Source organism: Aquimarina aggregata (assembly GCF_001632745.1).
GTDB classification, from domain to species: domain Bacteria; phylum Bacteroidota; class Bacteroidia; order Flavobacteriales; family Flavobacteriaceae; genus Aquimarina; species Aquimarina aggregata.
In genome coordinates, this window is sequence record NZ_LQRT01000046.1 from 348,935 (window position 1) to 364,188 (window position 15,254).

12 protein-coding genes are annotated in these 15,254 nt (G+C 33.3%); 9 read left to right on the forward strand and 3 right to left on the reverse strand.

Annotated features, from left to right (window positions below):
• Positions 1-98 precede the first annotated feature (98 nt).
• From AWE51_RS22480 to AWE51_RS22510, 8 genes are all read left to right on the forward strand, one after another.
• Positions 99-890, forward strand: a complete 792-nt coding sequence (locus tag AWE51_RS22480) for a transporter (protein WP_232517436.1) — start codon at positions 99-101, stop codon at positions 888-890.
• A gap of 24 nt (positions 891-914) precedes the next feature.
• Positions 915-1,118, forward strand: a complete 204-nt coding sequence (locus AWE51_RS27100) for a hypothetical protein (protein WP_232517437.1) — start codon at positions 915-917, stop codon at positions 1,116-1,118.
• A 53-nt stretch (positions 1,119-1,171) separates the two neighbouring features.
• Positions 1,172-3,313 carry a TonB-dependent receptor gene (locus AWE51_RS22485; protein WP_066318558.1) on the forward strand — a complete coding sequence of 714 codons (2,142 nt, stop codon included), beginning with the start codon at positions 1,172-1,174 and terminating at the stop codon, positions 3,311-3,313.
• 54 nt (positions 3,314-3,367) lie between these two features.
• Positions 3,368-4,627: a PepSY-associated TM helix domain-containing protein gene (locus tag AWE51_RS22490; RefSeq protein WP_066318560.1), complete on the forward strand. Its 1,260-nt coding sequence runs from the start codon at positions 3,368-3,370 to the stop codon at positions 4,625-4,627.
• Positions 4,628-4,637: 10 nt separating this feature from the next.
• Positions 4,638-5,378, forward strand: coding sequence for a PepSY domain-containing protein (locus tag AWE51_RS22495; protein ID WP_198403856.1), 741 nt, complete (start codon positions 4,638-4,640; stop codon positions 5,376-5,378).
• 232 nt (positions 5,379-5,610) lie between these two features.
• A complete protein-coding gene (locus AWE51_RS22500) occupies positions 5,611-6,036 on the forward strand; it encodes a hypothetical protein (RefSeq protein ID WP_082832568.1) in 426 nt (141 codons plus the stop codon).
• Between the two features lie 71 nt (positions 6,037-6,107).
• Positions 6,108-6,935: an OmpA family protein gene (locus AWE51_RS22505; protein ID WP_066318567.1), complete on the forward strand. Its 828-nt coding sequence runs from the start codon at positions 6,108-6,110 to the stop codon at positions 6,933-6,935.
• A gap of 259 nt (positions 6,936-7,194) precedes the next feature.
• Positions 7,195-7,641 carry a hypothetical protein gene (locus AWE51_RS22510; protein WP_066318568.1) on the forward strand — a complete coding sequence of 149 codons (447 nt, stop codon included), beginning with the start codon at positions 7,195-7,197 and terminating at the stop codon, positions 7,639-7,641.
• Positions 7,642-7,787: 146 nt separating this feature from the next.
• Here the strand turns inward: AWE51_RS22510 and AWE51_RS22515 are convergent, their stop codons facing one another.
• From AWE51_RS22515 to dinB, 3 genes are all read right to left on the reverse strand, one after another.
• Entirely contained in the window at positions 7,788-8,045 is a 258-nt protein-coding gene (locus tag AWE51_RS22515; RefSeq protein WP_066318570.1) for a hypothetical protein, read from the reverse strand.
• A 176-nt stretch (positions 8,046-8,221) separates the two neighbouring features.
• Positions 8,222-11,248 (reverse strand): DNA polymerase III subunit alpha, encoded by a 3,027-nt coding sequence (locus AWE51_RS22520; RefSeq protein ID WP_066318571.1) that lies wholly within the window; start codon positions 11,246-11,248, stop codon positions 8,222-8,224.
• Positions 11,249-11,273: 25 nt separating this feature from the next.
• On the reverse strand, positions 11,274-12,494 hold the full coding sequence (dinB, locus tag AWE51_RS22525; protein WP_066318573.1) for a DNA polymerase IV: 1,221 nt from the start codon (positions 12,492-12,494) through the stop codon (positions 11,274-11,276).
• A 544-nt stretch (positions 12,495-13,038) separates the two neighbouring features.
• Between dinB and katG the strand changes: the two genes are divergently transcribed.
• Entirely contained in the window at positions 13,039-15,240 is a 2,202-nt protein-coding gene (gene katG / locus AWE51_RS22530; RefSeq protein WP_066318575.1) for a catalase/peroxidase HPI, read from the forward strand.
• The last annotated feature ends 14 nt before the right edge of the window (positions 15,241-15,254 follow it).

Genomic DNA, 15,254 nt, shown 5'->3' on the forward strand with positions numbered 1-15,254 from the left:
TTTCAAGAACTACACCCCTTGTAGTTACTTGAACTATCAAGTGGTGCTTTTAATATAGTAGAATTACTATCTACTTGATACTATATATCATTAAACTAATGAAGAAATATATTTATGCCCTATTTATAGTGGCTACCCATTTTTTTTACGCACAAGAAGAAAATACTAAATGGACTGGTTCAAGACCAGACGGACATGCTCCCATTTCGGTCATGGGAGATCATACACATGGTAAAGGTGAAGTAATGTTTTCATATCGCTATATGTATATGAACATGGAAGACCTAAATAGAGGTAGTGAAAATGTACCCTTCTCAAATGCATTGCGCCCCAATGATGTATACATGGTAACACCTACAAGTATGCCTATGAATATGCATATGCTAGGAATGATGTATGCACCTAGTGATAAAATTACCTTGGTAGCTATGGTAAATTATCTTTCTAGTGAAATGGATCATATCACCGCTATGGGAGGCACATTTACCACAGAATCCTCTGGATTTGGTGATACAAAAATTTCTGCTCTATATAAATTTTTCAATAAAAACAAGCAGCAATTACAAGCTCAGGCTGGTATTTCTATACCTACAGGAAGTATTGATAAAATGGACATTATTCCTGCATCAGCTCCAAACCAAGTCATTCTACCCTACCCTATGCAAATTGGTAGTGGTACATGGGACACAGAACTAGCATTAACGTATTTAAAACAATGGAACATAATTTCATATGGCGCCCAGGCTAGAACTACATTACGCATTGGAGAAAATGATAACGAATATCGTTTAGGCAATAAATACAGTTTTAATAATTGGTTAGCAGTTAAAGCTGCAGACTGGTTAAGTTTTTCTGGACGAGTAGAATTGGGTGCCATCGACAAAATTTAAGGAACTAACCCAGCATTAAACCCAATGATGGTGATTACGGCAGATACTGCTAATTCTGGTATGACCTATGCCAATGCAGGTTTAGGCCTTAATCTTTACGCTTTTAAGGGATCTCTAAAAGATTTACGTCTTGGTTTCGAAGCAGCAGTCCCATTATTTCAGAATATGAATGGTGTTCAATTAAGAACTAAAGAAACATTAACACTAGGGCTTCAATACGCCCTATAATCTAAAAAAATAATAAAGTCCATGTTTAAAAGGACTTTTTCACAGCATTTAAAATGAAAAATATATCAGCTTTTGCTATTGCTCTATTCATAGGAGTATATAGTTATGCACAACAATCATATGAAGAAAAAGTAGCGGATAGTGTAGCTCTGGACGAAGTTTTGGTAACCTCGGCAAGCAGAGAAATTCAGAAACGATCCGAAGTTCCTGGATCAATAGCTACACTAAATGCTAAAAGTATTAAAGAAACAAAAGCCTTTGGTATAGACCAATTAGTCAATCAAGTTCCAGGTGTATTTATGTCTACATCAAGAGCAGCAAGTAACGAACAACATTTTATGGCCGTTCGCTCTCCTATCTCAACAAAAGCCTTATTCCTTTATTTAGAAGATGGATTACAAATTCGTCCAACATCTGTATTTAATCATAATGCTTTATTAGAGATGAATGATGTTTCTTTTGGACGTATTGAAGTTTTAAAAGGACCGGCATCCAGCATTTATGGTAGTGAAGCTATCGGAGGAAGTTTTAATTTTATTACTAAAAACCCTACAGAAAAACTAAGTGGTAGTATTGGGTTTCAAACCAATGACTTAGGACTAACCCGTTATGAATTCGAAATTTCAGATCAGGTAAGTGATAAACTTGGTTTTTATCTAGGTGGGCAATACGGGCAAAGAGAAGACGGACTAATAGAGCATAGCGATTATGAAAAATTAGCCGTTACCTTAAAAACAGTATATGAATTCTCTCCAACAATCAAATGGACCACTATTTTTGATATTGTGGATTATCGCTCTGATATGACAGGCTCATTAAGTGAAAATGATTTTAATGGTGGAAACTTTGAAAGTGACCAAACATTTACAGAAAGAGAAGCTATTTCTTTTAGAGTACGAAGCACAGTAGATAAATTCTGGAATGATACCAACAAAACCTCATTTAACTTTATTGTTAGGGATAATAGAATGGATCAAAACCCATCATACAGAATACGACAATTTCGAAATCAAGGACAATTAACAGGCTTTGGGTCTGGAGAATTAAACTCTAATCGTTTTAAGAGTTTTGTAGGATTAGTACAACATAAATTAGATTTCAGTTTTGCTAACTCCTCTTTAATTCTTGGAGCTACAGCAGATTATTCTCCTCAGGATTATAGTGCCGAAACCCTTGATATTATTGTAGATCCAGATACTGGTAGAAATATTGATTTTACTCTTAACTCTGGAGATTTTATCCTAAACTATGAAGCTAACATCTTTAATTACGCAAGTTTTCTTCAGTATGAAATATCGCCTATTGATGCTTTAAAAGTTACCGCAGCACTCCGATATGATGGTTTTGAATACGATTATAACAATCTCGCCGATGGTATTGTTGGTGTAGATGATGCCGTAGATAATTTTAATAATCTAACTCCTAAATTGGGTGCTAATTATAATTTCAATACTAAAACAGGTATCTATGCTAATTATTCTCAAGGGTTTACACCTCCACAAGTATCAACTCTTTATCGTAATCGAAATGAACTTAGAGGAATAAAGCCCAGCCGCTACAATAATTATGAATTAGGTGGTTATTTTACAGTTCCTTCAAAATTAAAAGTAGATGCCGCTATCTATGTTCTTGAAGGAGAAAACACATTAATAACTTTGCGTGATGAAAACGATCAGTTTTTTAATACGAATGCAGGTAAGACCAGGTCTTATGGTGTAGAATATGGCGTTACCTGGTATCCTACAAAAGAGTTATCCTTAACACATAATGGTAGCTATGCAATGCATCGATATGTTGAGTTTTTTGATAGTGGAATTGATTATTCTGATACCGATAGAGAGACCGCTCCTAACCTTTTAGGAACTTCATTACTAACATACCGCAAAGACTTTGAAAATCATTTTGGTTTTAATGTTACTGCCGAACATGAACTTGTAGGATCTTATAATACTAGTTTTGAAAATCAGATAGATAATCAAGATGGCACTTTTGAAACTGCTGAATATGATGGCCATAGTGTTTTTAATCTAAGAACAACTATTTATTATAAAAGCTTCGAAATATGGGGGCATGCACTCAATGTTTTTGATGAGTTATATGCTGCTAGAGCTTCTTTTAATCGATTTAGAGGAGAAAATAGTTTTACAATCGGAAACCCAAGAGCTTTTCACTTTGGGGCCAAGTATAATTTTTAATAAACAACACTAACCCTACAGGTTTTTATAAACTGTGGGGTTAAAAAAAAGATTATGAAAAAAAACGAAAAACTAAATCAATGGCTTTGGAAATGGCATTTTATAGCAGGACTTATTTCTCTTCCATTTATTATTATACTATCTATTACAGGAGCAGTATATCTTTTTAAAGCAGATTACGAAAAGCCAAAACAACTACATATTAAAGAAGTAACCATACAAGGAAAACCCATACCGTTACAAAAACAATGGGAAATCGCTAATACCAATGCTCAAAAAAAACCAAACAGTATGGTATTATCAACCTATAAAAATCAGGCAACTCAATTTGTATCTGGACGTTTTGGAGGAAAAAGCAGCCTATATATAAACCCATATTCTGGTGAAGTAACTGGTGCTATTACTGCTAAGAAAACCGATATGTATAAAATTCGAAAATTACACGGGGAATTACTAATGGGATCTTTTGGCACTAAAATCATTGAGTTAATAGCCAGTTGGATGATCGTATTGATCATTACTGGAATATATGTATGGTGGCCTGCGAGAGGATGGAATTTAAAAGGTCTTTTTATTCCGCGAATAAAAGCAGGTAAGAGAACTTTTTTTAGGGATTTTCATGCTATTTCTGGGTTTTGGATTTCTGGTTTATTACTACTCATTTTAGCTGGTGGATTACCTTGGACCGATGTTTTTGGTTCAAACTTCAAACAAGTACAAAAAATGACCAATACAGGATATCCTGTAACATGGGAAGGTCGCCAATTAAAATCTAAACCTAGCGGAGAACCAATGACTTTGGATCAAATGGTTAATACCGCAACAGCATTAAAATTACCCGGAATAGTGACCTTGCATTTCCCCAAACACCCTAAGGCTACTTTTAGCGTATCAAATCTAAATCCATCTGATCTAAACAGTCAAAAAAAAATACATTTCGATCAATATTCTGGTAAACAAATTTTAATCAATGATTGGCAAGATGTTGGTATACTTATGCGAGGTCGTATGTGGGTTATGGCATTTCATCAAGGAGAATTTGGTAACTGGAACTGGTGGTTACTCTTTTTTATTGCCATAACATTGGCTGTAATGAGTATCTCTGCTTTAGCTTCTTACTTACTTCGAAAACGTAAAGGTTCTTTTGGAACTCCAAAAATCCACTCTAGATTTAAAGTTGGATATGGTGTTATAATTGCTATTGTGGTTCTTGGTATACTATTTCCTTTATTTGGTATTAGTATAATTGCTTTGCTCATCTTTGAATATGTAAGAGTAAAAAGAAATAAAAGTATAGCAGTACAATCTGCTTAATTAACAATATATGACAATAAAGAAAAGTAGAATCGTACGATTAACCCGAAAATGGCACCGATACCTTGGTGTTATTTTAGGGATTCAGTTTTTATTATGGACTATTGGTGGGCTATATTTTAGTTGGACAACTATTGATGAAATTCGTGGGGATAATCTAAAAAACGAAGTTCCCATATTATCAAAAGATGTAAATTACATTACTCCTACAAATTTTATCAAACAATATTTTAATAGTAGTGATCGAATAACCTCCTTAGAATTAACTACTGTTTTAGAACAACCTGTATATCGTATTACGTTTATTAGAAATCACGAAAAGAGTGTCACTCTAATAGACGCCATTACCGGAAAAATACGAAAACCTTTACAAGAAAAAGAAGCTATTCTTGTTGCCAAGAATACCCTAAATGTAGTTGCAGAAATTAAAGATATAGAATACTTAAAAACAACTGGGAATCATCATGAATATCGTAATCGCCCTTTGCCAGCTTATGCGATTTCATTTCAAGAACCCGCAAATACAACCATATATGTATCTACAGAGTATGGAAATGTACAAACATTTAGAAATAATCAATGGCGCATATTTGATTTCTTATGGATGCTTCATACTATGGATTATCAAGAAAGAGATGATTTTAACAACGTAGTATTAAGAGCATTTTCACTTTTCGGAATTTTTACCATTTTATCAGGATTTGGCCTATACCTACTAACATCAAAAACATTTAATCGTAAAAAATCATAAACAACAAAAAAATAAAACATATGCTAACTTACATTTTAATTATAGCGATTCTATTTTGCGTTTTTCAGATCATCTTACAGAGTTATAAAATGAATCAAATAGGTAAACGATACAAAGAAGTTAAGCAACAACAAGATAAAGAAAAGTAATATCTTTACCTTTTATTAAAAAAAACAAAATCTTGGTCTAGTATAGCTGTATTAGACAAATTATTTTTGAAAAAAATATTATTATGAAATTACCTATTATATATACTTTGGTATCCGCAGTAATACTACTAACATCTTGCAATCAACTCTCTAAAGAAGAACAAGAATTTGATGCAATTATGGAAAATGTAATTATAGTTCACGACGAAGTGATGCCCAAAATGACTGAACTAAGTTCTTTAATCAAGAACTTAGACCCCAAAATTGATACTACTGCTGTAGGAAAATCTCATGCTAAAGCTCAGCAGGATCTTAAAGATTCTTATGATTTTATGATGGAATGGATGAGAGATTTTAGTGAGAAGTTTCCGCATACAGAAGAAAAATTAAGTCCTGAAAAAATGGCTTCACAAATGAATCTACTTAAAAAAGAAGAAATTGAAGTTAAACAATTAAGAGATCAAATTAATACCAGTATTGCTAATGCTAAAAGCTTATTAGAAAAGTGATGACATCCCTTTGTTTTGTTATTTATAAAAAAGTTTTACTTTAGCATCTGCAACAAATCATATCATAACCGATGAAAAAATTTATTTTATTAGCCGCAGTAATGCTTATTTCAACCTCTTCTGTATATAGTCAGAAAAAAAAGGATCTTCTTGATGAAATAAACAAATTAAGAAAAGAATTAAAAACTACAGAGGGTGAATTAAACGACTCACGCAAAAAAGAAAAAGCTACAATAACTCGTGTTGAAACTATGGAAGCACAAGTTAAAGATCTTAAGGAAACAAATGCTTCTCTTTTAGCTAATATGGGAAATTTCACAGAACTTTCTAAAAAGAAAGCTCAAAACCTAGAAACCTCATTAAATAGTCTTCAAGAAAAAGATAAACAGCTTAAAACTATCAATGATGCTATTACCAAAAGTGATTCTACAAAATTAGCTACACTAACTGTTCTTAAAAACGCATTAGGAGATCAAGCGAATGCTATTGCTGTTAAAAACGGAAGTGTTTTAATAACACTAGCTAATACTGTCCTATTTGGTGATAATGATAAAAGCTATGCTGTAAGCGCAAAAGCAAAAGGTATCCTAGGTAAAATAGCAACTGCATTAAATGCGAAACCAGATTTAAAAGTTATTGTTGAAGGTAACAGTAACGCTCTTAATATTAAAGACAAGAGTATCACCGATAACTGGGATCTTAGTGCTAAACAAGCCGCTGCAGTAGTTAGAACTTTACAAAACGATTTTAAAGTAGATCCAAAAAGAATGGAAGTTCTTGGGAAAAGTGAATATGGTTCTCAAAGTATCGAAACTGCAACAAGAATCATTATTGATGCAAAATTTGATGAATTTTATAGTCTTGTAAAAGAGAACATGAAAAACGGGTCTAAAGAATAATAACATAATAAATACATTATATATGAATCCGATCAAAATGATCGGATTTTTTTATTCTCAAAATAACATTTAATCTTATAAACTGACTATACCAACAGTATAACCATAAATACTATACATTTAAATCAGTAGTGATTAATTTGTTAGTTTTTATAAAATTAAGAGTACGTTTTAAAGCTATCACAAAAGCGGATCAAAACAATCTAATTTCATTTTTTTTTCGTAACTTAATGAAATACAGATCATAAACCTCTCAATCATGAAAACCTTATTATTGATTCTATTCGGGATGTGTTCTTTTCTAACTTTTATACAAAAGAACGATACCCCCTCTACCGAGCCGTATAACCTTGAAGGTGTTTGGGAACTTAAACATCAATTCCTTTATGAAGACAATCAAATAACAGATACCGTTTTTAACCAAAATGGGTATCGCCAGGTAAAAATGTATAGTAAAGGAAAAGTGATGTGGACTCGATTTGATCCTAAAGATAATAATGAATGGTTTGGATATGGCACATATACCATTAAAGGTAATATTCTTGAAGAACGTTTAGAATATGCCTCTGGACCAATGATGAAGATTGTAGATACAACTCAAGTATTTAGGTTTGAAATAGTAATGGGATCTAATTCATATCAACAAATTGATATCGATGAGGAAGGACATCATTCATTAGCCGAAAATTATGATATGATTAAGTAAACTACCCTGGGGCATCTATTAGAAAAAATATTTTGATTTAAAGATAAGTCTCTATTAGTAGTTACATCTCGATTATCGAGTAAAAAACAATCTGCAAGTATTATTACGATCAGGATGAAAAAATGAATAGGGCATATATCGTGTCCTTATTCATTTTTTATATACCATCTAGATCCTTTTCTTATATATTCTAAATTATCTAATTTTATAGATCTTGTTAATTTAAAAGCGTCTAAAAATATCGTTTCTATACTAGCTATTGTTTTTGGTTGTTGGTGATTATTGAAAGAAAAAACTCCCTTATTTAATACCAAAACATTATTTCTATGATCTCTGATTTGTATACAATGAGCTACCAGAGCTTTTTGTATATATTCTTTAATCATATTCTCATCAATTTTCATTTTATAATAACTATTTACAATTCTTGTCTTCCTTTTTAATGCAGAAGAGCAAAATTACTAATAGTTATAAATTAAAAGCTGTGGAAACCCATAATTATCAATTTTTTACGATTAAAATCTATAAAACATAGTGTAACTTAGTTTAATAAAGACCTCATCATCTAAATGGTATATTATTATCTTAACAATCTAAATGATTTTACTTGTTCTTCTGGTAATTCTTTACGGTTATAAGTAGTATCAAATCTAGGGTCAGATACATATGGCATGCGTTCTTGTTTCAAAACTTCGATACTCAAAAAATCAAATTCAGAAACTACTTTACCTGTAATACGATAGATTCCTTTTCCTCTAAAAGGGTATCTTTTGGCCACCGGCGGAAAATGTACCGTATCTATCCATTCTCCTTTCTGATCCAAGAATGTTCCAAAAAACATACGATCTCCTTTAGCAGTACCCGTATTTTTAACCGTGACTAAATATCCATAAATCACAATAATTTTGTTTAGATATAATTCTAAATCCGTACTCACCAAATTACTTGTAGTTGGAGATTCCAACAATATAAAAGGGTCATACAGTGTGAAATTTAAGAGCTCTAATTGATCAAAAGCACTTTCTAGCTTTGTAATTGTAAATTTAGGTAGTGTAAAATCTTTACTATGTATTTTAAAAAGTTGCCCTTGAGATTCATTAGCCGCAATATGATTACATTTATAATGAGCTTCCCATAACAAACTTCTTTTATCTTTTCCTAAGGTTCTAAATGCATTTACACGAATAAGAATATCCAATTGCTCTATAGAAAGTGGTACACGCTCCATAAAATCATCAAGCGTTGTAAATAAGCGATGTACTCTAGCATTCATGATTTTTAACATTGTTCGCTTCTCAAGACCTTGTAAATGCTGAAAACCTAAATAAATTTCTTTTTTAATAATCGTAGTATCTATTGAACTTGTATTGATACAAGGAGGATAAATTATTGCACCGTGTATTCGTGCCTCATGCAAATATGTTTCTACGCGATAAAACCCTCCTCCATTATTAATTGTGGCTACCATATATTCTAAAGGATAATAGCATTTTAAAAATAGACTTTGATATGATTCTACTGCATAAGATGCAGAGTGCCCCTTGGCAAAAGCATATCCCGCAAAACTTTCTATCTGGCGCCATACTTCAAAAATTACCTCATCTGCTTCTCCTTTTTCTCTACAGTTGGCTATAAATTTATCTCTTACAGCCTGAAATTCTTCTCGTGAGCGATATTTACCACTCATTCCTCTACGTAATACATCGGCCTCTCCTAAATCAAGTCCTGCATAATGATGTGCTACTTTAATTACATCTTCTTGGTATACCATTACACCATAAGTATCTGGCATAATATCCCACAATACGGGGTGAGCTTGTTTTCTACGTTCAGGATTTTTGTGTCGCAAAATATATTCACGCATCATTCCGCTTTTTGCAACTCCTGGACGTATAATAGAACTTGCAGCTACTAATGTTAAATAGTCACGTACTCCTAACTTTTTTAATAGCATACGCATGGCAGGAGATTCTACATAAAAACATCCAATACACTTAGCCTTTTCGATCATTGCATTGATTTTTGCATCTTCAAAAAAAGGTTTTGCATTATGAATATTAGGTAAGATAACATCTGGGTGGTTTTCTTTTATAATGGCAATAGCATCTTTTATTTTTCCTAGTCCTCGCTGCCCTAATATATCAAACTTATATAGCCCAACATCTTCGGCAATATGCATATCAAATTGAACTGTTGGAAATCCTTTAGGCGGTAAGTGGGTTGCCGAAAAATAATGAATAGGTTTCTCTGAAATAAGAATTCCAGCCGCATGAATACTAATATAATTAGGTTTTCCATGTAAATATTGGGCATACTGAAGGACTAGTTTTGAGAGTTGATCTAGTTTCTGTATATCATATTTACCATCACTTAGCTTATCTATTTCGTGCTTAGGCAATCCAAATACTTTTCCTAATTCTCGTACTGCTCCACTATGTTTAAAAGTTACATAAGCTCCTAATAGTGCTGCTTGTCCTTTATTTCCAAAAGTTTCAAAAATAAAACGTGTTACATCTTCTCGATCCCAGGTAGAAAAATCAATATCAAAATCTGGAGGACTAGCTCTATATAGATTCATAAAACGTTCAAAATATAAATCCAACTCTATGGGATCTACATCTGTAATCTCTAGTAAATAAGCCACAATACTATTGGCTCCGCTCCCCCGACCTACATGATAATAATCTTTAGATTTTGCATATTGAATAATTTTCCAATTAATTAAAAAAAAGCTTACAAAATCTTGTTGTTTAATTAGTTTTAGTTCTTTTTTTAAACGTTCTCGTATCTCAACAGTTATATCATTTCCATATCGATTAGGAAGCCCTATTTCACATAATTCAACTAGTTTTTTATAATCTTCATCGACACTATTAAAAACTGTCTTTAAGTTTTGGTTTTTTCTATTCTCTAAAAAATCAAAACCAATAGTACATTCTTTAAGTAATTGTTCTGTATTTTGTAAAATATGGGGATACTCTCCAAAAGCTTTTCGAATAACCTCTAAAGGATACATTTTATCTTCTGGACTACCTTGTTGGGATACTGATAATTTACTTAACAATGTATTTGTATCTATCGCACGCAACAACCGATGTGTATTAAAATCTCGTTTATCTCGAAACGTAACCGAATGTAGGACTACTAATTTATGTTTAAACTCACTAAGTTTTGAAAATCGTAATTTATTAATCTCATTAAGCCCTACTCCTATATACTCATGAGGTAAAAAGGTAAGCTTATCCAATGCCAATAACTGCTCAAAAGGATAAATTACAATACTGTGCTTAAATGCTGGTGCTTCTTCTGGAAAAGCTATACTCTCATGTAAATGTGTAGAGAGAAAAGTATTAAGTTCCTCAAAACCTGCATTATTTTTAGCAAGACAGGTGTAGCATTGTTGAGCATCATTGCGAAAGTCAATCCCTACAATAGGCTTAATATTATATGAAGGAGCTTTTCTGATAAAGTTTAGACATGCCGAGGTAGTATTAATATCTGTTAAAGGAAAACGATCACAACCATACTCTTGAGCCATTGTCAATAGTTCTACTTCTGATATGGTACCATAGCGTAAACTATAGTAAGAATGGTTATTTAGGTACATTTTTTATATTTTATAATATAATTGTTTATTGAGTTCTATGTGCTAAAACAATAGGTGGTTCTCCATTAAAAGGGTTTGTAAAGTTTCCGATAGTACGTGCTCCTTCTCCCATAGTAGCCGCACGCATAATACTTCTATCTCCATAGCGAGTTCGTATGGCATCCATAGCTGTGTATAAGTTTACCGTTTTCTTTTCATCATCAAATAAATTAATTTGATATGTTCCTGTAGTTAAGCTACTATACCGTACTCCTACAAGACGTATTAATAGTCTTCTGCTAAATAGTGTATCAAAAAGCTGCATCACAACAGGTATTAAATGATGATCTGCAGAGGTATAAGGTATTTTAAGTTGTTTTGAATAGGTCTGAAAGTCTGAATATCGAATCTTAACGGTCACGCAAGAAGTAAGTTTTCCTCCGCGTCGTAACTGAAAAGCCAGATTTTCTGCCATAGCTGTAATTGTGGTTTTAAGTGTAGTAATATCGATAGTATCCTGACCATAAGTACGTTCATTAGAAATTGATTTACGCTCATGATATGCTACTATAGGAGTATGATCGATTCCATTAGCTCGTTGCCAGATCATACGGCCGTTCTTACCAAATACCGAAGTCATCATTTCTACAGGCATCTGTTGTACTGCATGAACATTTTTAATCCCCATATTACAGAAAGTACGATAGGTCTTCTCCCCTACCATTGGTATTTTTTTAATTGATAAAGGTGCTAAAAATGCTTTTTCGTAACCTGTATCTACTTTTAATTGATTATTTGGTTTTGCTTCATTAGTAGCAACTTTAGAAACGGTCTTATTCACCGATAGCCCAAAAGAGATGGGCAAGCCTGATTCTCGAGTAATTGTATTACGTAATTCTGAAGCAAACTTATAGCATCCAAAAAAACGATCCATACCTGTAAGATCGGCATAAAATTCATCTACACTAGCTTTTTCTAATACAGGCACTTCACTTTGTAAAATTTCTGTCACTTGTTTAGAAAATTTAGTGTAAGTACCTGCATTACCTCGTATGTAAATAGCATTGGGACAAAGTTGCCTAGCCATTTTCATAGGCATTCCAGAATGCACACCATATGCTCTGGTTTCATAACTAGCCGCACTAACTACTCCTCGGTCTCCAGTTCCACCTACAATGACAGGTTTATTATTTAACCTGCTATCTAAAAGACGTTCACAAGAAACAAAAAAGGTATCTAGATCAAAGTGTACGATGGTAGTATTCATAACGATTCCTTTTTAAGTGTATAAACTTTTATTTCCCTATGTTAAAGATGCCATATGCTCGTACTATCATGAGATACTATTATAAACCAATCAGAAAATATTTTTCCCGGATATTTTCTAAAATCTATGACAGTATTATTATAGATTTTGAGTTAAACAATTTAGACTTTCCTTAACATTACAAAACTACTATAAAAAAATGAATTAATGGAATTATTCCTAAATTTAGGAATAATTCCATTATCATGATTATTTATAAAACCATAACTATTTCTTAATAGAGGTATCAATAGCAAAATTTTGGTTTGACTGTACGCCAAATCTTTTGTATTTTGTTAGGGATTCTTTGTTTTAATAGAAGGATAATGATCTAGAGAATTGTAAATCAAGTACGTATTTACAATTTTCACACCTTATGATAGATATCATCTATAGCAACCTAATTTAAATATATAACAAATCTATAGAACTAAATATGTATTTCAGTAAGTTTGGTTATATCAAAACGTAAAAATCAATAAACGTCAATAAAATCAATTTAAACATGGATAATCATCACAGTCACCAAGGGGGTGATATAAGCAATTGCCCATTTATGGGAGGTACTCAAAGACAAACAGCTGGGAACGGTACGAGAAATCGTGACTGGTGGCCTAATGAATTAAAGTTAAATATCCTTCGTCAAAACGCTACTAAATCTGATCCTCTAGGAGAAGATTTTGACTATGCAGCTGCATTTAATAGTATTGACTTTGCAGAGCTTAAAAAAGATGTAGTAGAATTAATGACGACATCTCAAGATTGGTGGCCTGCAGATTACGGGCATTACGGTCCTTTTATGGTACGTATGGCTTGGCATAGTGCTGGAACTTATCGTGTTGGTGATGGTAGAGGAGGCGCAGGTTCTGGAACACAACGTTTTGCCCCGTTGAACAGTTGGCCAGATAACGGAAACTTAGATAAAGCACGTTTATTATTATGGCCTGTAAAACAAAAATATGGAAACAAAATCTCGTGGGCAGACTTAATGATTCTTGCGGGTAACTGTGCTATGGAATCTATGGGGTTCAAAACTTTTGGTTTTGCTGGTGGTCGTGAAGATGTTTGGGAGCCAGAACAAGATATTTATTGGGGATCTGAAACAGAATGGTTAGGAAATGAAGAACGTTATGAAGATGGTGATCTAGAAGGACATTTAGGAGCAGTACATATGGGATTAATATATGTAAACCCAGAAGGACCTAATGGAAACCCTGATCCTGTAAAATCTGGTCAAGATATTAGAGAAACATTTGGTCGTATGGCCATGAATGATGAAGAAACTGTTGCGCTAACCGCTGGTGGGCATACTTTTGGTAAAGCTCATGGGGCAGCTGATCCAGATAAATATGTAGGTGCAGAACCAGCAGGTGCTCCTATTGAAGAAATGAGTACCGGGTGGAAAAACACATTTGGTACAGGAGTTTTAGATGATGCCATTACTAGTGGTCTAGAAGGTGCCTGGACTCCTAATCCTATACAGTGGGATCATGACTATTTTGATGTATTATTAAACTATGATTGGGAATTAACAAAAAGTCCAGCAGGTGCACACCAATGGACACCAACAGCGGCATCTAATGCTAAAATGGCACCAAAAGCCGGAGATGCATCTGGAAAACAAGCATTAATGATGACCACTGCAGATATGGCACTTAAAGTAGACCCTGCTTATTTAGAAATTTCTAAACGTTTTCATAAAGATCATAAAGCTTTTGAAGATGCTTTTGCTAGAGCTTGGTTTAAATTAACACATCGAGATATGGGACCTAGAGCTTTATATTTAGGACCAGAAGTTCCTAAAGAAGAATTAATCTGGCAAGACCCTATCCCTGCAACAAATAATAAACTAGGTGATGCTGATATTGCTTCATTAAAAAAGATGATTCTTGCTTCTGGACTTACTGTATCACAATTAGTAACTACAGCATGGGCTTCTGCTTCAACTTTTAGAGGTTCTGATAAACGTGGTGGAGCTAATGGTGGTCGAATTCGTTTAGCACCTCAAAAAAATTGGGAAGCTAATAACCCTCAAGAACTTGCTAAAGTATTAGCAATATATGAAGGCATACAAAATGATTTTAACGGTACCGTTTCTATTGCTGATCTAATTGTATTAGGAGGATCTGTAGGAGTTGAACAAGCAGCAAGTAATGCTGGTCATAATGTGAGTGTACCTTTTACCCCTGGAAGAGGTGATGCTACACAAGAACAAACAGATTTAGAATCTTTTGCACATCTTGAACCTAAAGCAGATGGTTTTAGAAATTACTTGCAAAATAATTTAAGCCTAGCGGCAGAAGAATTACTGGTTGATCGTGCACAATTATTAACACTTTCGATACCAGAAATGACAGCTCTTGTTGGAGGATTAAGAGTAATAGGTGCTAATTATGACGGTTCTAATCATGGTGTATTTACCGATAATGTTGGTGCCCTTTCTAATGATTTTTTCGTTAATCTATTAGATTTTGCTACAACATGGGCAGCGACCTCAGATAATGATGCAATATTCGAAGGACGTGATCGTAAAACAGGAATCGTAAAATGGACTGGAACCAGAGCAGATTTAATTTTTGGTTCAAATACCGAACTTAGAGCTGTTGCCGAAGTTTATGGTTCTAATGATGCTAAAGAAAAATTTGTACATGATTTTATTGCAGCATGGACAAAAGTAATGAATCTTGACCGTTTTGATTTGGCATAAATCAAACAGAACAA